The sequence below is a fragment of the Acinetobacter sp. HY1485 genome (assembly GCF_027568475.1).
In the GTDB taxonomy this organism is placed as follows: Bacteria; Pseudomonadota; Gammaproteobacteria; order Pseudomonadales; family Moraxellaceae; genus Acinetobacter.
Genome location: NZ_JANKZG010000003.1, coordinates 201,782 through 221,156, shown reverse-complemented (window position 1 = coordinate 221,156; position 19,375 = coordinate 201,782). Strand labels below are relative to the sequence as shown.

The 19,375-nt window shown below is 37.7% G+C and carries 16 protein-coding genes and 3 tRNA genes; 5 read left to right on the top strand and 14 right to left on the bottom strand.

Annotation, left to right across the window (positions count from 1 at the left end):
* Positions 1-9: 9 nt before the first annotated feature.
* Both PCI70_RS04885 and PCI70_RS04880 read left to right on the top strand, forming a co-directional pair.
* On the top strand, positions 10-657 hold the full coding sequence (locus PCI70_RS04885) for a BON domain-containing protein (RefSeq protein WP_269914226.1): 648 nt from the start codon (positions 10-12) through the stop codon (positions 655-657).
* The gene (locus PCI70_RS04880; RefSeq protein WP_269914225.1) at positions 647-1,498 is read left to right on the top strand and encodes an alpha/beta hydrolase; all 852 of its coding nucleotides are present in this window, start codon (positions 647-649) and stop codon (positions 1,496-1,498) included. Before PCI70_RS04885 ends, PCI70_RS04880 begins: the two co-directional genes overlap by 11 nt.
* Here PCI70_RS04880 and nudC read toward each other — a convergent pair.
* From nudC to dnaQ, 4 genes are all read right to left on the bottom strand, one after another.
* Positions 1,495-2,220, bottom strand: coding sequence for an NAD(+) diphosphatase (gene nudC, locus PCI70_RS04875; protein WP_269914224.1), 726 nt, complete (start codon positions 2,218-2,220; stop codon positions 1,495-1,497). The genes PCI70_RS04880 and nudC overlap by 4 nt on opposite strands.
* A 2-nt stretch (positions 2,221-2,222) precedes the next feature.
* Complete coding sequence (locus tag PCI70_RS04870; RefSeq protein WP_269914223.1) at positions 2,223-3,848, bottom strand: chemotaxis protein; 1,626 nt, start codon at positions 3,846-3,848, stop codon at positions 2,223-2,225.
* 95 nt (positions 3,849-3,943) lie between these two features.
* On the bottom strand, positions 3,944-4,468 hold the full coding sequence (locus PCI70_RS04865; RefSeq protein ID WP_269914222.1) for a YagU family protein: 525 nt from the start codon (positions 4,466-4,468) through the stop codon (positions 3,944-3,946).
* 150 nt (positions 4,469-4,618) lie between these two features.
* A complete protein-coding gene (gene dnaQ / locus PCI70_RS04860; RefSeq protein ID WP_269914221.1) occupies positions 4,619-5,956 on the bottom strand; it encodes a DNA polymerase III subunit epsilon in 1,338 nt (445 codons plus the stop codon).
* A gap of 201 nt (positions 5,957-6,157) precedes the next feature.
* On the opposite strand from dnaQ, the gene PCI70_RS04855 reads away from it, so the two are divergent.
* Complete coding sequence (locus tag PCI70_RS04855; RefSeq protein ID WP_269914220.1) at positions 6,158-8,926, top strand: LysM peptidoglycan-binding domain-containing protein; 2,769 nt, start codon at positions 6,158-6,160, stop codon at positions 8,924-8,926.
* A 74-nt stretch (positions 8,927-9,000) separates the two neighbouring features.
* Here the strand turns inward: PCI70_RS04855 and PCI70_RS04850 are convergent.
* The 4 genes from PCI70_RS04850 to PCI70_RS04835 form a co-directional block, all read right to left on the bottom strand.
* Positions 9,001-9,076: transfer RNA gene (locus tag PCI70_RS04850), tRNA-Glu, on the bottom strand.
* 25 nt (positions 9,077-9,101) lie between these two features.
* Positions 9,102-9,177: transfer RNA gene (locus PCI70_RS04845), tRNA-Glu, on the bottom strand.
* A 71-nt stretch (positions 9,178-9,248) separates the two neighbouring features.
* Complete coding sequence (locus tag PCI70_RS04840) at positions 9,249-10,064, bottom strand: hypothetical protein (protein ID WP_269914219.1); 816 nt, start codon at positions 10,062-10,064, stop codon at positions 9,249-9,251.
* A 41-nt stretch (positions 10,065-10,105) separates the two neighbouring features.
* Positions 10,106-11,524 (bottom strand): amino acid permease, encoded by a 1,419-nt coding sequence (locus PCI70_RS04835; protein WP_269914218.1) that lies wholly within the window; start codon positions 11,522-11,524, stop codon positions 10,106-10,108.
* A gap of 88 nt (positions 11,525-11,612) precedes the next feature.
* Between PCI70_RS04835 and PCI70_RS04830 the strand changes: the two genes are divergently transcribed.
* Positions 11,613-12,488: a lysine exporter LysO family protein gene (locus PCI70_RS04830; protein ID WP_269914217.1), complete on the top strand. Its 876-nt coding sequence runs from the start codon at positions 11,613-11,615 to the stop codon at positions 12,486-12,488.
* Positions 12,489-12,491: 3 nt separating this feature from the next.
* On the opposite strand, the gene PCI70_RS04825 is transcribed toward PCI70_RS04830, so the two are convergent.
* The 5 genes from PCI70_RS04825 to lpxO form a co-directional block, all read right to left on the bottom strand.
* Positions 12,492-12,567: transfer RNA gene (locus PCI70_RS04825), tRNA-Glu, on the bottom strand.
* 20 nt (positions 12,568-12,587) lie between these two features.
* Positions 12,588-13,247, bottom strand: a complete 660-nt coding sequence (rnt, locus tag PCI70_RS04820; RefSeq protein ID WP_269914216.1) for a ribonuclease T — start codon at positions 13,245-13,247, stop codon at positions 12,588-12,590.
* The gene (pyrC, locus tag PCI70_RS04815) at positions 13,232-14,266 is read right to left on the bottom strand and encodes a dihydroorotase (RefSeq protein WP_269914215.1); all 1,035 of its coding nucleotides are present in this window, start codon (positions 14,264-14,266) and stop codon (positions 13,232-13,234) included. The genes rnt and pyrC overlap by 16 nt, the downstream gene beginning before the upstream one ends.
* Positions 14,267-14,356: 90 nt before the next feature.
* Complete coding sequence (gene argG, locus PCI70_RS04810) at positions 14,357-15,697, bottom strand: argininosuccinate synthase (protein WP_269914214.1); 1,341 nt, start codon at positions 15,695-15,697, stop codon at positions 14,357-14,359.
* 104 nt (positions 15,698-15,801) lie between these two features.
* Positions 15,802-16,707, bottom strand: a complete 906-nt coding sequence (lpxO, locus tag PCI70_RS04805; RefSeq protein WP_269914213.1) for a lipid A hydroxylase LpxO — start codon at positions 16,705-16,707, stop codon at positions 15,802-15,804.
* Positions 16,708-16,847: 140 nt separating this feature from the next.
* Here lpxO and sbmA point away from each other — a divergent pair, with 140 nt between their 5' ends.
* The gene (gene sbmA / locus PCI70_RS04800; RefSeq protein ID WP_269914212.1) at positions 16,848-18,041 is read left to right on the top strand and encodes a peptide antibiotic transporter SbmA; all 1,194 of its coding nucleotides are present in this window, start codon (positions 16,848-16,850) and stop codon (positions 18,039-18,041) included.
* Here the strand turns inward: sbmA and PCI70_RS04795 are convergent.
* Positions 18,012-19,367, bottom strand: coding sequence for an aminotransferase-like domain-containing protein (locus PCI70_RS04795; RefSeq protein ID WP_269914211.1), 1,356 nt, complete (start codon positions 19,365-19,367; stop codon positions 18,012-18,014). The two genes, sbmA and PCI70_RS04795, sit on opposite strands and share 30 nt — an antisense overlap.
* Between the last annotated feature and the right edge of the window lie 8 nt (positions 19,368-19,375).

Sequence of the window (19,375 nt, the reverse complement as noted above, 5' to 3'; positions counted from 1 at the left end):
TTTTTAGTCGTGTCTAAACGTATTGTACTTGCGCTATTGTGCGCTGCGAGTTTATCAGGTTGTGCAAGTTTTATTGCAGGTGGCACAGGAACAGCACCTGTAGGTAAAGAAAATGGCGTACGTTCGTTAGGGCAAGTTTTGATTGATAACTCGATTGAACGTACGGCAAATATTAACTTATACAAACTTGATGCGCGTTTTAAACAGTCTCGTGTTAACACGAAAAGCTTTTTTGGCAGTGTGTTGTTAACAGGACAAGTTCCTGATGCAAGTTTAAAACAACTTGCAGAAGATAATGCAAAATCTATGGGTGAGGTGAAAGCTGTACATAATTATATTACGGTGGGGAGTCAAATTAACTACAGTACAATTATGCAAGATACTGCTGTGACAGCAAACACGCGTGGTTTAATTGCCAAAGCGCCTGTTGTTTCAGACAGTAAAGTACTTGTACATACAGAAGATGGTGTGTTGTATGTGATGGGACGTTTAAATAGTGCAGAACTTGCGGATTTACAAAATGTTTTACAGCAAGTGGGTAATGTAACCAAAATTGTAACTCTTATTGATAACACGGATACCAATACCACCGCTACACCTCAAACACCCGTAGCAGTAGATACACCAGTTGCGACGACAACACCTTATGCAGAATAAGTTTTTAGCTCAAGCAAAACAAAAGATCGAAAATTTTAGAATTTACGATCTTGCTACAGATACGCTCAATCATTTTACGCCAAAAGAACAGTTTAGCTTAAAAGCTGATGTCGCTTATGGTACACATCCACGCCAAATGCTTGATGTTTATAAAAGTCAGAACCCACGCTCTGACCGTGCATTAATTGTATTTGTGCATGGGGGAACTTGGTCAAATGGTAAAAAAGAAGACTTTTTGTTTTTAGCAGGAAGTTTTACGCAAGATGGTTTTGATGTGGCAATTATTAACTACCGTTTAGCACCTGAATTTATTTTTCCATATTATGTTGATGATTTAGTACAAGCCCTAAATTACTTACACAATGAGCAAACCCAACTTGGAATTTCAACAGAAAACACCATTTTGATGGGACACTCGGCAGGTGGTTTTAATGTGATGTCAGCGTTATATCATCCAAATGCTTACACTTTAGATTGTCCAATTAAAGCGATTGTAGGACTTGCAGGCGCTTATCATTTTGATTATTTGGGAGACAAAAATTTAGAAAAGGCATTCGATCTTAAAAAGACCTACCAAGAGGTTATGCCATCTTTTTTTGTGAAAAAAAATAATATTCACCATATTATGTTATTAGCATCAACTGACTTGTTAGTTGCCAATAGTAATACATTTAATATGCACAAAAAGTTACTTGAGATGGGCAATAACAGCCAAGTTTACCGTATTCCACATACAGGACATGCAAGTTTACTTGGTAGTTTAGCCGTACAGTTTAGTCGTTTTTTTAAAACTAAAGATACGATTATGATGGCACTGACCGAAACACTCACACCACGTTAAAGTGGTGTGCCGTGTGCAACATGCATAATCATTTTATAGGCAATACTGCCTTTATGAGGAATATCAGGGAGCTGATTTAAATTAAAGAATTGTGCATCTTTAATTTCTTCTTCTTGAATTTTAATGTCGCCACTGTCATATTCTGCCTGAAACGCGAGCATCAGATTACTTGGAAATGGCCAAGGTTGGCTGGCTAAATAGCGAATATTTTTAAGTGTTACGCCAACCTCTTCGGCAGTTTCACGCGCAACTGCTTGTTCTAGAGTTTCCCCAACTTCTACAAAACCTGCAATTAATCCATATACGTTGTCTTTACGGTGGATGGATTTGGCAAGTAGTACCTCATCTTTACCTTTGGTAATGACTGTAATGACACAGGGTTGAATACGTGGGTATTGTCTCAATTGGCATGATGGGCAAGTCATACAAAACTCGCGAGCATGACGCTCTGTTTTATGCCCACAACGCCCACAAAATTGATGGTTTTGTTGCCATTCTAAAAGTTGTACGGCACGGCTTGCTTGCTCAAACTCTGCAATAGACCACTGGGTAATGAGCTCACGCATCGAAACAAGTTGATAGCCTTGTGGCACATCACCCTCTAAATGGCGAGCAACATGATGATCAATTGTAAGGTCTGTCGCTTTCACTTCAACTTGTGGAAGTTGAAAATTTTCATCTACCACAAGTTTTTGTTGCTGAAAAATATAAGCTGTTTTCATTGTTATGCGGCATGTTGAAGTTGTTGGCTAGAGGTAAGTGCAACATCAAACATACTCAATATAATAGGCTGTTGATTTAAAACAGCATCAATTAAAATATCTGCACTTGCACATACATTCAATATATTTTGAATATCTTGAGTCGATAGTAGTTGTTGGCTTTCAATTTTTTGATCTAAAAATGCTGCACATGCCAAGAAAGCATGTTGTGCTTTTTGATTGTTAATAAAGAAATAAATAGCACCACTCATTTCTCTGAATTGACTCGGTAAGCTTTCAAGTGTGCTTAAATCTTGTGTTTCCGTATAACTAATGAGTGTACTGCTAGACAGTTCAACCAAAGCTTTTAATTCATTAATCAAGGTTTCATATGCATTGTCTAAGCGATCAAGTGCAATTGCTTTGTTATTTACAGGATACTGCAAATAAGATGAGGTATTTTGGCGTACATATAAACCTAAATCATTCAAAGCGCTTGATAGGTGATTAATCAGTGTTTGTGTAAACTGTTCATCTTTAAAACTAGTGCTTGTATGACTGGCTTTTAGGAGCGGTTGTGCTGTGTCAGGTAAATTGATTAACGTTAAAACTTGGGCAATCGAGTGTAGGTGTTGTTTAATTTCATCTGTACGCTCTGTAGTTAGCGTAGTGTAGTTGTACTCAATTTCTTTGTGTAACGTTGTAATTTCTTCGCTTAACAACGTAGACACTGTTTTTACAGTCTCATGATCAGGTGCAAAAAGTTGGCTACGGAAAACCTGTAACTGGGTATCAGATAAAATATCATCACCTAAATTAAGACGTTCACGAATTTGTTCAGCAAGTACATTTTCTTGTGTAATACACAAGCTTAAAATATCAGCAAGGTCATCTACAGAAGGGTTAAATGTTTCCAAGTGTTTAAAAAACTCTCCCATTTGTGTTTCAAGATGAATTAAAACACGTAAACGAGTTGGAGTAATGAATGTGTGATTAAGTTGCTGTAAAACACGGCACACCAATGCCCAATACTGTTCATGTGGAGTATTAAGTGCAACAGAAGCAACTTGTGCACCTACCACATAAAACGCATGTTCATTAACTGTATTTTGTTCAAGAAGTTGCTTTAGGCATAATTTATACAGTTGATGGGCGTAGTTAGAATTTTCTAAGGTTTGAATCTCGCTTAAATCGAACTTTGGTGAAACACATTCTAAGAAAGGTTTGATTTGATGTCCTTCACGTGTAAGAGGTTTACCCAGTGAATGTTCTAAACGGTTCAGATTTTCAAGTAGAAATTGAGGAATACTAACCTCTTTTAAACAGCTAAATTCAATATAGCGTTTAATAATGGCAGTGCCTTCGCTTAGATTTTTGATCTTTTCTATGTTGTTTGGCTGTTGCATAATGTTTTGCATTAATTCAGCACAGTACTCGGTAATTTGTCCAAGTTTGGGTTGATCAATTAGGTAAAGAATTTTGGAGCATTGTTGTAGTTGTAAGAGTGCATCATCAATACCAAAAGGAAGCTGTTGTTCTTCTACAAGTGCTGCAACCGCTGTTTCTACTTGCTTTATCGAGTTATCGACTTCTGTTTTAATCATGAGTAGCGCTGTAGGATTAAAATGAATAGAAGTTTGATAAGACATTTGTTCTGCACCTGCCTAAAATTGTTCTTTGTTCATCATAATACAATTAACGGTTAAAACCAAAAAAAAGGCTTACAAAGTAAGCCTTTTAAGTGTTAGCAGAACTCAGCATCGGGTTGTTTGGTAATACGGTTACGAATATCTCGGCGGAAAATTTCAATCGTCCACATCCATACGGCATGCCCAAACACTTCAGAAATAATTTCATCCATAGGTAAGTCCCATAATGGCGGTGCCCAACCATTCATTGGTAAAAGTACGCCATGGAACATAATAGTCACCAATAAGCTAAAGACTAAACCTTGTCCAAGCTTAATTTTTGGGAAAATTTCTGCAACAACACAGTAAAATAATGCAAATACAATTGAAAAGACATGATGAATACCTGCTACACCCCAATTAATGAGATGCTCTGAGTAGGTGTATGTCATATTTGCAACATCAAATCCCCAATCTTGTAGCATTTCTCTGGGAGGAATACCACGATCTGGTGTACGTGGAGGCATTGGAATTTCCGTACCCCATTTCACAAAACTAGAGATATTACCGCCCCAAAAGCCCGCCCACATGGCAGCAATATAATGACGATTTTTCGCTTGTGTAGTTTGAAATAAGTTCATCCATTAAACCCTATATTTTTATTGCATACGATTATAAGCTTAAATTTACGTTCGAAGATTATATATTTGGGTAATTTAAGAGTTTATTTGAATAATAAAAAAGCAAATAGGGTTTTAGTGTAACCAACTAAACTAAAACCCAAATTTAAATTATTGAGCAAATAAACAGTGTTCACCTATTTTTTCTACCCATGCCTGATGTGCTTCTAATTCATCTTCTGTCGGTAAAATAACAGGCAATGGTAAATCTAATTTTACACGTTTTTGATTGTTTTGATCATTTTGTTCATCGCGAGATAAAGCATCAATATCAAAAGCAACCTGACCACCTGTCATAGCAAGATATACATCTGCCAAAATTTCAGCATCAAGTAGGGCACCGTGGAAGGTACGATCACGCGCGGGAATTTCGTAACGTCTTACAAGTGCATCTAACGAATTTTTTTGCCCTGGATGTTTGTATTTTGCCATCGCAAGTGTATCGGTAACACTACATACGGCAGAGAGTTTTCCAAATCCTGCACGTTCGAACTCCATATCAAGAAAGTTCATATCAAACGTTGCATTATGGGCAATAATTTCTGCCCCTTTTAAATAGTCAAATAGGGGGCGGGCAATCTCTTGATAGTCAGGCTTATCTTCCAAAAACTCATCTGTAATACCATGGACGGTTACGGAATCTCCAACAGGTTTATCGGGACGAATATAAATATGAATAGAACTGCCTGTGAGTTTTCGATTAATCATCTCAATGGCGCCTACTTCAATTACGCGGTCACCATCTTGATAGTAAAAACCTGTGGTTTCTGTATCTAAAATGAGTTGACGCGGACCAAGTAAATCGCGTGTCGCATTTGTAATTTTTATGTGTGAATGTGAGGCAGATGTGTTTTGATCTTCTGCTTCTGCTTCTGCTTCTGCTTCTGCTTCTGCTTCTGCTTCTGCTTCTGCTTCTGCTTCTGCTTCTGCTTCTGCTTCTGCTTCTGCTTCTGCTTCTGCTTCTGCTTCTGCTTCTGCTTCTGCTAGGTCTAAACCAAAGGGATCATCGAGTAACCAATCATCTTTTTTTTTAAATTCATCTGCACCTTGGTTAGCGAGTTGATCTGCCATTTCGTTGCCCTCGTGTCCTGCATGTCCTTTTACCCAATGCCACTCAATGTCTCTGTTTTGGCAGATTTCATCAAGCATTTTCCATAGGTCAGGGTTTTTAACATCTTTCCAGTTTTTCTTTTTCCAGTTATGAATCCACTCGGTAATACCACGTTTTACATAGGTTGAGTCTGTCCAAATAATGAGCTTGGCATCAATTGGGCAAAAACGAATACCTTCAATTGCTGCTGTAAGCTCCATACGATTGTTGGTGGTATGGTCTGCACCACCACAAATTTTATGGGATTGATTTGGTGTAATAATGTAAGCACCCCAACCGCCAAGTCCAGGATTTCCCCGACAAGCGCCATCAACGTAAAGCGTAATTGTGTGTGACATGATACAAAATCCAAACTCAAAAGAACGGTGGAACGCATTATTCTACCTTGCAACGCATATTGATTCATCCGTTGTCTAGTTTTTTTTAATTTCTTGTAACATTTATCTGTAATATGCCGTTATTGGAGTCTTGTTAAACCATAGGGCTTTAATACAATGACTAGGCACAATTAATACTCCATCACTTGTTTGGAATTGTATATGTTTAAATCCACCACAGCACTGTGGCAATTCTCTGCACCGCAATTTTTTAAGCTTTCTTTGTTAAGCTCTACGGTAACCGCAATTTTTTTAAGTTCAGGATGTAGCTCAACCCCATCAAAACCACAAGTAACGCATAAACAAGTCAAATCAAAACAAAGCAATTATTTAGATGCCGGTTCTTTAGATAGTCTAGAAGACTTATTATCTGCAACGGATATGCGCGCAGTAGAAGGTGATCGTTTACTTATTTTAAAACATGGTGATGTGTGGAAGCGTATGACCGTTGGTTTTAAGATGGATGAGAAACATTGGGATCCACGTATTGATGCTCAAAGAGGCTGGTTTATCTCGCGTCAACCCTATATTGATCGTTTAAGCGCTCGTGCAAGTCGTTATTTATATCATACAGTCAAAGAAGCAGAACGCCGTGGCATGCCAACCGAACTTGCTTTATTGCCTGTAATTGAAAGTTCATATGATCCTGCTGCAACTAGCTCGGCTTCGGCAGCAGGGTTATGGCAAATGATTCCAAGTACAGGGCGCATTTATGGTTTACAACAAGTGGGTGCTTATGATGCACGCCGTGATGTTGTGGAATCGACCCGTGCTGCATACGAATTTTTAGGAAGTTTATATAATCAGTTTGGTTCTTGGGAACTTGCTTTGGCAGCCTATAATGCAGGTCCAGGGCGTGTCCAACAAGCTATTAATCGTAATGTGGCAGCAGGATTACCAACGGATTATTGGTCACTCAAACTTCCACAAGAAACTATGAACTATGTGCCACGCTTTTTAGCAGTTGCGCAAATTGTAAAAAATCCACGTGCTTATGGCGTAACACTACCTCCTATTGCAAACCGCCCTCACTTTCGTGAAATTTTTGTACAGCCGGGGGTATCTTTAGATCAAATTTCCTCTATTTCAGGTTTAACACGCGCAGAACTTTATTCGCTTAATCCAGGTTACCGTGGCGAATCGGTTGACGCTGCTAGCCCGCGCCGTATTTTAATTCCATCGGATATTAGCCCAACTGTAGATAAAAAACTTTTAGCATTACAAGGCACATCAGGTGTATGGGTAGCCCCACCTGTTGTTAAACCTGTTGAGCCAATGCGAATTCCAACCAAGAAAATTCCACAAAGTGCGACTGCACTTGCAACTTTTGCAGAAAATGCAGATATACCAAGTGCACCACGTATTCCTGTTGCGGTGAATAATAATGCAACAAAGCCTATCGCAGTTGAACCACCAATTTCTAATCAAGAGCGCGATAAAATTCAGGCAGAAATTAAAGCACTAGATGAAAAAGAAAGTGTTAATAATGTGGTTGCACCTGTTGCAAATCGTACCGAGCAACAACAGGTCATCAATGAAATTAAAGCCATTGCCCCAGCAGGAACTGAAATTGTTGATCCGTATGATGGCAAAATTAAATTAACAGCAATTCAGACAAGCCAATCTATTGCAGATAGTGAAGGTAAAGAAGTTACAAAGAGTTTCTCTTATCCAAAGCCTGTCGTAGACCAAGTACCTAAAGGGTCTGATGAAGCAAAACGTAACCAAGATCGAAACTATATAAAAACCAATACAGATGTAGTCGCAACACCACCTAGAGCACAGCGTAGTACTTATACTGTGGTTGCAGGTGATACACTGGCAATCATTGCAATGAAAAATGGCGTATCTTGGCGAGATATTGCCAAGTGGAATCAGATTGATCCAAATGCACCATTATTCGTTGGAACCTCATTGTATATGTACAATGCAAAACCTGTTCAGCAACAGCCTATGGCAAAGCCTGAAAGTTACGTGGTGCAACCTAATGATAGCTTAACAGGGGTTGCAAGTCAGTTTGGCGTATCTGTAAAAGATTTGGCAGATTGGAATAATTTGACTGTTACAAGTAATTTATTTGTTGGACAAAAACTAGTCCTAAAAGCACCTAAAAATACGGTACCTTCAAAGTCTGAAAAGTCTGAAAAGTCTGAAAAGTCTGAAAAGTCTGAAAAGTCTGAAAAGTCTGAAAAGTCTGAAAAGTCTGAAAAGTCTGAAAAGTCTGAAAAGTCTGAAAAGTCTGAAAAGTCTGAAAAGATTAAAACACAGGTATATGTAGTTAAACGTGGTGAATATCTTAAATTGATTGCAGATCGTTATAGTTTATCTAATCAAGAGCTTGCATCTTTAACACATGGCTTAGAGTCAAGTAGTAACTTGTTTGTAGGACAGAAAATTAATGTACCTGTACAACAAGAGCAAGTTAAAAAAACACCTGATACATATGTAGTACAAGCAGGGGATAATCTATCAAATATTGCAATGCGTTATGATTTATCTATAGATAATGTTGCAAAATTGAATGGGTTAACTCGAACATCAGGCGTACGTTTAGGGCAACGTCTAAAATTAACAGGAGATATTCCTGCAGATAAGCCAACAGTTACTGATAAAAAAGTAATGGTGGATACAGCAGATACACAAGAATATACCGTACAAGCAGGTGAGTCGTTACATGCTTTGGCAGAGCGTTATCATAAGTCGGTTAAAGAACTTGCAGAACTTAATGATTTAAGTCCAAAAGCAAACTTACAACGCGGTAAAAAAATTCGTGTACCTAAATTAACAACAGCTTATAAAGTTAAATCAGGAGACAATCTCATTCGTTTAGCAAATAAATATGGAATAGAACCGAAGCAACTTGCAGAAATGAATAATCTTGAACCTACGGCTCAATTACGTTTAGGAAGTACAATACAAGTACCAAATTAATATTAGAGGGAACATTCGTTCCCTTTTTTAAGATAAAAAAAAGCCACCGAAAAATCGATGGCTTTTTTAGAATTTGGCGTCCCTACGGGGATTCGAACCCCGGTTACCGCCGTGAAAGGGCGATGTCCTAGGCCTCTAGACGATAGGGACTTCTAGAGTCTTCTGAAAAATTAAATGGCGTCCCTACGGGGATTCGAACCCCGGTTACCGCCGTGAAAGGGCGATGTCCTAGGCCTCTAGACGATAGGGACACATCAGAAGTTGGGCGTATATTAGGGGGGATTTAAAAAACTGTCAAATCTTTTTTTAATAATTGTTATCTTTATGTTTGGTTTTTGAGCAAAATACATCGAATAACGCTTGGATGTTGTAAATATCCAATAATTTCATGTGGTTTATCTAAAAAGGTATGAATTTTTTTGTTAATAATAGCAGGCTGTAAATTAAACAAAGGCGGTAACATGGCTTTGGTTGTAAGGTAATCATCTGATGAGAAAAAGTTATACCAATCACCTTGTAATACAGCAGGACGTTGAATTGGTTGCACAATATGTTTTTGCACGACGTTAAAGGGTAGTGGCGAGGCAAGCGTAATAAATCGTTTTACTTTGTACTGGTGAGGGAGTTGTTGTAATAAATCGTACGCCACCACACTACCTAATGAATGTGCAATCACAATATGTTCTTCATTTTCATCAAAACAAGATGCGATACGATGGTAAATTTGTTGTTGAAATGTGGCATCGTGCCAGTACAAATAAGTTTCAAATAAGAATTTTTGTACAAGTGATTCATGAAAATTTGGAAAATGATTGAGTAAACTAATCATCTCTTTTAAAAGGTGATCTTTTGTAAATTGAGAAATCCCCACTAATTTTTTAATAAGTGAGCTTTTATTTTGTTTATTATAGTGAGGCAATAAAGGGATTGGTGCATCTAAAAGATGCTGTTTAAATGTTTTTTGTTTATGTGCAAAATGATGAAGTATATCGCCATAAAAGGGAAATTCTAAAGAGATATGTTGACTGTCTAATTGGTTTTGTTTGACACCAATGTCAAATACTTTAGACCAATGATCTTGAAATGTTTGTGCATTGTATTTTTGTTGGTTAATGCCATGAATAAATATAATTTTCATAATAAAAAAAAGTGCAGCCTTGGGCTACACTTTAAACAGTTTTAATGTTGTTTACGGTAGAAAATAAAATGACTTATGTAACAAAGTACAACAAAAATTAAGCAACCATAAAAACCCGGTAGCATTTCTTTATCGGCTGCCATACTAATACAGGTCACAACACAGAAAAAACCACCTAAAATTGGTGTAAGTGGAAATAGTGGTGCAGCAAAACGCAATTGCTGTTTGGTTTTTCCTGCTTTGTACCATTCACGGCGGAAATTAAACTGACAAATACAAATAACTGTCCAAACGATCACCATCGTAAATGCGGCAATACCAAGTAAATTTTTGAAAATTGTTTCAGGTGCAAAGTGTTCTGATAACAATCCTGGCAAAGCACCCAACATGGTTACGCTAATTGCAACAATAGGTGTGCCTGATGGTGTAAGTTTAGAAAAAATTTGAGGGAGTTGTTTTTTATCTGAAAGCGACCACATCATACGCGATGCTGCATAAAGTCCAGAATTAGCAGCAGAAAGTAATGCCGTGATAATCACAAAGCGAATAATATCTTCTGCATATGGAATACCAATATGCTTAAATACAGTAACAAAAGGACTGCTACTTACGTCATTTGTGCTTAAGCCTGCTTGTTGATACGGTAATAAAGCACTAATAACAATAATGGTACCCACAAAGAAAATAAGTAAACGCCAAATAGAAGCGTTAATTGCTTTAGGCACATTGGTCGCTGGATCTTCGGTTTCGCCTGCTGCAACACCTATCAGTTCTGTACCAGAAAAGGCAAAATTTACAATTAACATGGTGGCAAAAATAGGGAATAAGCCTTGTGGAAACCAACCATGTGCTGTGAGGTTACTAAATAAAGGCGCAGTAGTTTGATTGTTATAATGAATAACACCAAAAATTGCGAGTAAACCAAGCCCAATAAAGCAAATCACAGTAACCACTTTGATGAGTGCAAGCCAAAACTCTGACTCTGCAAACATGCGTGTAGAACTAACATTTAAAATAAAAACAATGGCAGCAAAGGCAAGTGTCCAAATCCACATTGAAACATGAGGAAACCATTCTTGCATCAGCAAGGCAGCAGCTGTAAATTCTGTGCCGAGTGTTGCTGTCCATGTTAACCAATAAACCCAAGTAATCATATAACCTGTTGCAGGACCAATGTGGCGGTTTGCATAACTACCAAAGGAACCTGAAACTGGCATATGTACGGCAAGTTCACCCAAACACAGCATAACCATGTATGCGATTAAACCACCTAAAAAATAAGAAATAATGGCACCTACTGGCCCCGTTTGTGCAATGACTTCACCCGAGCCTAAAAATAGGCCTGTGCCGATGGCACCACCTAGTGACAGCATCACTAGATGTCGGGTACTCATAGCGCGTTTCAGTGGCGCAGAATTGCCCTGATCCATAGGATCATTCGGAGAGTGAGATGACGACATGAAAACAAATTCAATGAAAAAGGAAGCAGATTATTGTAGAGAAAAGCTATAAATGTGCAATAGTGGCTTTTTTAGGGAGGAAATTTGAATGTGGGGACTTATTTTAGCCTCTATTTTGCCTATTGCATTTGCGTTAGCAATAGGATGGATACTTGGCAAAAAATATTTAAGCATGCAAAAACTTGTAGGTTTAATTGGTTATGCCATTTGGTTGCTTTTAATTATTGTTGGTATTGAGTTTGGAGATATTTTAACAAATCCTCATGTGGGATTTGGTCTAATTGGACAAGCATTTGTATATGCTTCTATTGTTTCGCTACTTACTTTTTTTTGCTTATTAAAAAAGACCCAAAGCATTGCAGTAAAAGCAAATATAAAAGATATTTTAAATCCAATTAAAGAGTGTGTTATTGCAATCGCAATGGTGGGCATTGGGGCAGTATTATCATTGTTGGTGCCCAAAGGATATGACATTCATTCTTCTTACCTTTTGTACTTTATTATTTTTTTAATTGGAATTGATTTATCTACCGTTAAAATTCTTAAAATTACGTGGCGTCATGTGTATGTACCGTGTATTGCCATTCTTGTTTTAATTGCAAGTGCAGGATTAGTTTCACTCATTTATCCGCAATCTTTTAAAGTATGGTTGATGTTAGGCGGTGGTTTTGGTTGGTTTAGCTTATCTGGCTCTTTGGTTGCACAATTAAGTAATGAAGAGTTTGGTACAGTAGCTCTATTAACCGATTTATTTAGAGAGTTTTATGCCATTATTTTGCTGTACCTGTATGGTAAAAAACAGCCAAACGGAGTAATAGGCGTATGTGGTGCAACCGCAATGGATTCGACATTACCATTTATTAAGCATAATTGTTCTGAAGAAGAAGTACAAATTGCAATTTTTAGTGGATTTGTTTTAACGGTACTGGCACCGTTTTGGATTGTGCTGTGTGCAACACTTTAGATATGGCGTCCCTACGGGGATTCGAACCCCGGTTACCGCCGTGAAAGGGCGATGTCCTAGGCCTCTAGACGATAGGGACGTATAGAAGATGGCGGTATCTTATTGATCCGCCACTAAGTTGTCAAGAGTATGAGGTGCAAGTTTGTTTAAAATATAGCAAAACAGTTCTGCTGTCTTTTGCGTATCGTAAAGTGCAGAATGTGCTTCTTTGCCATCAAACTCAATACCTGCTTGCATACAAGAACGTGCAAGTACAGTTTGTCCAAACATCATGGCACTTAACGTGACGGTATCAAACACCGAAAAGCTATGAAACGGATTTTGGTTTTTGGTACCTGTACGAGCAACAGCTGCTTGTAAAAAGCCTAAGTCAAAATGTGCATTGTGTCCAACTAAGACAGCATGAGTACATTTCTGCTCACGACGTACTTCGGTTAGAGCTTTAAAAATACGTTTGAGTGCTGTTTTTTCATCTTCCGCCATCGCAATACGTAATGGGCTAGATGGGTCTATGCCAATAAACTCAAGCGAACGGCGGTCTAAATTTGCACCTTCAAATGGGTTGATATGCGCATGTAACGCTTCCCCAGGTACAAATTCACCATTTTCGTTATAGACAATTGGAATACAGGCAATTTCTAGTAAAGCATCTGTTTGTGAGTTGAAGCCTGCGGTTTCGACATCGACAACCACAGGTAAGAAGCCTCGAAAGCGTTGACCAATCACTGGTAAATTTTCGGACGTCACACTTTCCTCCATTGGATGGTTTTTCCTGCATAAAGCGGGATAATTTTTTGATTTTCTAAATAGTCAAAGCTTTCAGGAATAATCTGATCTTCTTTAACCAGTGTAATTTGTGCAGTATTACGTGGGAGTCCGTAAAAATCTGCACCAAAATGGCTTGCAAAGCCTTCTAAACGCTCAATTTTACCCACTTGATCAAATGCTTGAGCATAAAATTCAATGGCATGAGTGGCACTATAACAACCTGCACAACCACATGCATTTTCTTTTGCATCTTGAGCATGTGGGGCACTGTCTGTACCTAAGAAAAATTTGGGATTACCACTAGTTGCCACTTCAAGTAATTTGGCTTGATGGGTTTGGCGTTTTAAAATAGGTAAGCAATAAAAATGAGGTTTGATACCACCTACTAACATATCATTGCGGTTAAACAATAAGTGTTGTGGTGTAATAGTTGCACCCACATTCTGACCTTGATCAAGTACAAATTCTGCAGCATCGGCAGTCGTGATGTGCTCAAGTACCATTTTTAGTTTTGGAAATGTCTTAAGAAGAGGGGCAAGAACATCATCTAAAAAGCGTTTTTCACGGTCAAAAATATCGATATGTGCATGAGTAACTTCGCCGTGAAGTAAAAGCGGAATTTGGTATTCTTCTAGTTTTTCGATAACGTGATAAACCTTAGTAATATCACTCACACCGTTGTCTGAATTTGTTGTTGCACCTGCTGGGTAAAGCTTAATGGCATTGACATGCTCAGAATTTTTAATCTTTAGAATTTCATCAGGCGAGGTATGATCTGTAAAATACAAGACCATGCATGGATCAAAAGCATTACCTTTTGGAACGTGTTGGATGATGCGTGAACGATATGCTTCTGCTTCTGTGACTGTTTTTACAGGTGGCACAAGGTTAGGCATACAAATGGCACGTGAGAACTGTTGTGCTAAATCAGGAACGGTACGTTGAAGGGCTAAACCATCACGCAGATGGACGTGCCAATCATCAGGCTGAGTTAATGTTATTGTCTTCACGGTCATTCAACTGGAAAAATAAATTAAATGATAATGCATATTGTCTAAAAATCATAATTAAAAAAGCCGCCCCGAAGGACGGCTTGAATTTTATTTTTTAGTTTCTAACTGCGGTACGGCAGAACCTTGTGGTACTGCAAGCAAGCCTGCATCGCTATAAATGCCAAGTTTTGCACGTGTATCCGTAATATCTAGGTTACGCATCGTTAACTGACCAATACGATCCATTGGGGTAAACATTGAATCACCTTTTTCCATTGTTAAGCGTTCTGCTTCATAGGTGAGGTTTTCTGATTCAGTGTTCATAATGGTGTAGTCGTTACCACGACGTAGCTCAAGTGTTACTTCACCTGTAATTGCTTTAGCTACCCAACGCTGTGAAGTTTCACGTAGCATCAGTGCTTGTGAGTCAAACCAACGACCTTGATAAAGTAAACGACCTAAACGTAAACCATTAATACGATATTGTTCAATCGTATCTTCGTTATGAATACCTGTCACTAAACGTTCGTATGCAATATGTAGAAGTGCCATACCCGGTGCTTCATAGATACCACGAGATTTAGCTTCGATGATACGGTTTTCGATTTGGTCTGACATTCCTAAACCATGACGTCCACCAATGCGGTTTGCTTCAAGAATGAGTTCCACAGGGTCGTTAAATGTTTGACCATTTAATGCAACAGGCATACCTTGTTCAAAACGAATAGTCACTGTTTCAGGTTTAATTTCGATGTCTTGACGCCAAAATGGTACACCCATAATTGGGTCTACAATGTGCATGCCTGCATTTAAAAACTCAAGGTCTTTTGCTTCGTGTGTTGCACCAAGCATGTTTGAGTCAGTTGAGTATGCTTTTTCTTTTGACATTTTGTAGTCAAAGCCATTGTCAATTAAGAACTGTGACATTTCGGCACGACCACCAAGCTCATCAATAAAAGTTTGATCAAGCCAAGGTTTATAAATTTTTAAATTTGGGTTGGTTAAAAGACCGTAACGGTAAAAACGTTCGATGTCGTTACCTTTATACGTCGAACCATCACCCCAAATGTTAACGTCATCTTCTTTCATTGCAGAAACAAGCATCGTCCCTGTAACTGCACGACCAAGTGGTGTTGTATTGAAGTACGTTACACCGCCTGTATGAATGTGAAATGCGCCACACTGAATTGCTGCAATACCTTCTAATGCAAGCTGTAACCGGCAGTCAATTAATCGGGCTTTTACTGCGCCGTATTGTTCTGCTTTTTTAGGAATAGCATCGTAGTCTTCTTCATCTGGTTGCCCAAGATTTGCAGTATAAGCATAAGGTTCTGCACCTTTTTGCTTCATCCACAATAGTGCAGCAGAGGTGTCTAAACCACCAGAAAAAGCAATACCTACTTTTTTCCCTACGGGTACATGTTGCAAAATCGTTGCATTATCAGTCATTTTCAGTCCTAACGTCGTAAAATAAGGCAGTCATTTTTGCTGCCTCTCAATAAGATTCTTGTGTATTGCTTGGTTTATCACGAAAGTATTACAAACTCAACACTTTATAGAAAACTTGGTAATAAAATAATGCCAATTACGGTTGTAAACAATGCCCATTTAGATAAATAGTACATTTTACGGTTTTTGGCTTTAAGTTCCCGCCCTTTGGTATGAATAGCATAAAAGTGTTTGAAAATACGGTTAATAAAACCGGTTTGATCTTGAGCATCGTTAGGAGAGCTTGCAGCTGCCATAATATGACGACCAAACCAACCATTAAACTGTTGTGCCCAGTGATATTTCATTGGGCGTTCAACGTCACAAAATAAAATAATACGGGTTTGATTACCTTTATTTTCTGCCCAATGCACATAAGTTTCATCAAAAATAGTGGCTTCACCATCTCGCCAACTATGACGCTCTTGGTCAACCTCAATAAAACACGCATCATCATTGGGGGTGCTTAACCCTAAATGGTAGCGCACAGAACCTGCATAAGGGTCGCGGTGCTTGCCCAAATAACTGCCTGCGGGAAGTTCTGCAAACATGGCTGCCTTAACCGATGGAATTTGTTCTAACAGTGCGGTGGTTTTAGGGCAAAGTTGTTTGGCAGATGGGTGTGAGTCTTTATACCATTTTAAATAAAAACGTTTCCAGCCACGTTTAAAAAATGTATTAAAACCTGCGTCGTTATTGCTTTGTGCTGCTTTAATATGATCTTGTAATTGTAATGCTTCTTCGCGAATAATTTTCCAATTATCTTGCAATGGTTTGAGATCTGGAAAATCATCAATACGATAAAACGGCTGTGACGGTAGTTTTGAAAACCCCGTCATAAACATATTAATTGGACCCAAAAAGGTAGAATGGTCAAAAAGTTGACGTGATAATTTAAGACGCTCTTTACCTCTCAAATAGGTATAAAGCAAGCTAATAAAGAAAATGACAAGAATAATAACAGCATACATGATGAATACTACAACCTTGATATACACATTATTTTAATCATGTAAGTGTATTAAATCTATACAGTAGTACAATTTTACGAATGAAAAATTAATTAATCGTTTCTACAATAGGGGCGTATAAATTATGTTATTAGTGCCTTATGTTTAAATCCTTTTTTCCTTCATCACGTTTTTTTCTTTGGTCTGTTTTAATTTGGATTATTTTTAATATGGGACTGTGGTATTTAGGCGGGGAAACATGGGGTATCTATTTTGGTTTAGAGCCAAATTATTTTAAGCAAGAACTTGCTATAGGAATTTCACGTTTTTGGTCGGCACAATTTTTATGGTTTTATGCATGGTTTATTGTTGCTGTGGGGTTGTTTGCAGGCTTTTGGCGTATTTTTTCTGATAATAAATGGCAAAATTGGTCAATTTTGGGTTCTGCACTCATTATTTTTAGTATTTGGTTTAATGTGCAAATTGATGTTGCAATTACAGATTGGTATGGTCCTTTTTGGGATACAGTACAAGCAATGCTAAATCCTAAAGGTGGTGACATTCAGCTTTTATATAGTGGAATTGTTGGATTTTTCAGTGTTGCTATGTTGTATATTGTAGTTGCAGTGTTCACTAGTTTTTTTACAAGTCATTATGTATTTAGATGGCGCATTGCAATGACAGAATATTATACCGAAAATTGGTCACAGTTACGTCATATAGAAGGTGCTTCACAGCGTGTTCAAGAAGATACGATGCGTTTTGCGACAGTAGTTGAGGATTTAGGTGTCGGTTTTATGCAAGCAATTTTAACATTGGTCGCTTTTTTACCTCTCCTTTTTCAATTTTCTAAACATGTTCCCATACTGCCTATTATTGGTGAAATACCACATGCATTAGTATGGGCAGCCTTGGGTTGGTCGCTGTTTGGTACGATACTCTTGGTTGTTGTAGGTCAAAAATTACCAGGATTACAATTTAATAATCAACGTGTTGAAGCCGCTTATCGTAAAGAACTAGTTTTAGGTGAAGATCAGCCAAACAGAGCACAACCTGTGACTTTAGAAGAACTTTTTTCAAATGTGCGAAAAAATTATTTTAAACTTTATTTTCATTATACTTATTTTAATTTAGTTAGCCGTTTATATGGACAAATTGATGTTGTTTTTAGTTTAATTATCTTATTTCCTGCAATTGCTGCAGGTTTAATTACCTTAGGTTTATTTAATCAAATTAGAAAAATATTTACTCAAGTGAGTGGTTCGTTTCAGTATTTAGTGAGTTCTTGGAAGACGATTATTGAGCTTTTGTCTATTCGCAAGCGTTTAAAAGCGTTTGAGGATGTGATTAACTAATATTTGTAGTGCTTGTTCTTTGTGTGGTGTGAGTGGTGCAGAGCAATTAAGACGAATAAAATTGGTATGGTTTAAAGTGAATAGTTCACTTGGAGCGATACCAATTTTTTTATGCAGTAGTGTTTGAAATAAATCAAAACTAGCTAAGTCTTTAGGTAAGGTAATCCATAAAAAATAACCACTTGGATAATAGTCAAGTGTTAGTCCTTGATCTCTTAAAAACGTATAGTATGCAAGTTTATTTTGCTGTAAGTTCTTTCTTAACTGCTGTAAATGTTTTTCGTAATGGTGTGTTGCTAAAAAATCTGCAAGGGTTTTTTGTGTTAGAGGGTGTGCAGATAAGCGACTCATCAGTTGTAAGTGCTGAATATGCGCTGAAAAGCACCGTGAATTAACCCACCCAATACGTGCATTTGCGCCTAAGACTTTTGAAAAAGACGCACAATGAATAATGCGGTCATCTTGATCAAAATATTTAATAGATAAGGGAGCGGGTGCTTCAAAATAGAGTTCTTGATAAGCATCATCTTCAATTAAATATACTTTATATTGATGAACAAGCTGTGCAATTTTTTGCTTAGTTGCATTATCAAGCGTAAAACCAATAGGGTTATGACTGTTGACCATTAACCAACAAACTTTAATTGGATATTGGCTTAATAAGTTTTCAAAAACCGTTAGATCAATTCCTGTTTGAGGATGATTGGGTACAGTAATGACTTTAAGCCCCAAACGCTCAGCTGCTTGCCATGCACCATAAAAAATCGTTTCTTGTAGAACAATATAATCACCTTTGGTCGTGATGGTTTCTAATGCAAGATTAAGCGCATCTAAAGCACCAGAGGTGATGACCAAGTCTTGCACATGGGTGTTTAGTCCAGCGAGGGTATAACGTATGGCAATTTGCGTTCTTAGCTGTAAGTTACCTGGTGGCATATCATCGTTGGTACTAATAGTTTGGGCATTTTTTGCCATTAGCCGAAAAAAATTTGTGTTATAGAGCAGATGTTTATCTGGAAAAGCTGAGCCAAAATTAACTTCGTCATATTGTTTAATGTCTTGTAAATAGTTAAACACTGTAGAGTTAATATTAGGTTGTACAGAAGTAGGTATTAACCTTTGTGGCGTTACGTAAAAGCCTGACTTTTCTTTAGAATAAATGAGTCCTTGTGCTTCTAAGTTTTGATAAGCATTAAGTACAGTAATAACACTGAGTTGAGATGTTTGAGCTTGTGTGCGTAAAGATGGTAATTTTTGATGTGCAAGCCATGTTCCGTTTTGAATCAGTGCTTTGAGTTGTTGCGTAAGTTGTTCAGTTTTAGACATATAAAGAA

What these genes read in the sequence shown, in the direction of transcription:
- PCI70_RS04880 (WP_269914225.1), top strand. Translation starts at nt 647, where the DNA reads ATGCAGAATAAGTTTTTAGCTCAAGCAAAACAAAAGATCGAAAATTTT.
- nudC (WP_269914224.1), bottom strand. Translation starts at nt 2,220, where the DNA reads ATGAAAACAGCTTATATTTTTCAGCAACAAAAACTTGTGGTAGATGAA.
- PCI70_RS04870 (WP_269914223.1), bottom strand. Translation starts at nt 3,848, where the DNA reads ATGTCTTATCAAACTTCTATTCATTTTAATCCTACAGCGCTACTCATG.
- PCI70_RS04865 (WP_269914222.1), bottom strand. Translation starts at nt 4,468, where the DNA reads ATGAACTTATTTCAAACTACACAAGCGAAAAATCGTCATTATATTGCT.
- dnaQ (WP_269914221.1), bottom strand. Translation starts at nt 5,956, where the DNA reads ATGTCACACACAATTACGCTTTACGTTGATGGCGCTTGTCGGGGAAAT.
- PCI70_RS04855 (WP_269914220.1), top strand. Translation starts at nt 6,158, where the DNA reads ATGTTTAAATCCACCACAGCACTGTGGCAATTCTCTGCACCGCAATTT.
- PCI70_RS04840 (WP_269914219.1), bottom strand. Translation starts at nt 10,064, where the DNA reads ATGAAAATTATATTTATTCATGGCATTAACCAACAAAAATACAATGCA.
- PCI70_RS04835 (WP_269914218.1), bottom strand. Translation starts at nt 11,524, where the DNA reads ATGTCGTCATCTCACTCTCCGAATGATCCTATGGATCAGGGCAATTCT.
- PCI70_RS04830 (WP_269914217.1), top strand. Translation starts at nt 11,613, where the DNA reads ATGTGGGGACTTATTTTAGCCTCTATTTTGCCTATTGCATTTGCGTTA.
- rnt (WP_269914216.1), bottom strand. Translation starts at nt 13,247, where the DNA reads ATGGAGGAAAGTGTGACGTCCGAAAATTTACCAGTGATTGGTCAACGC.
- argG (WP_269914214.1), bottom strand. Translation starts at nt 15,697, where the DNA reads ATGACTGATAATGCAACGATTTTGCAACATGTACCCGTAGGGAAAAAA.
- lpxO (WP_269914213.1), bottom strand. Translation starts at nt 16,707, where the DNA reads ATGTATGCTGTTATTATTCTTGTCATTTTCTTTATTAGCTTGCTTTAT.
- sbmA (WP_269914212.1), top strand. Translation starts at nt 16,848, where the DNA reads ATGTTTAAATCCTTTTTTCCTTCATCACGTTTTTTTCTTTGGTCTGTT.
- PCI70_RS04795 (WP_269914211.1), bottom strand. Translation starts at nt 19,367, where the DNA reads ATGTCTAAAACTGAACAACTTACGCAACAACTCAAAGCACTGATTCAA.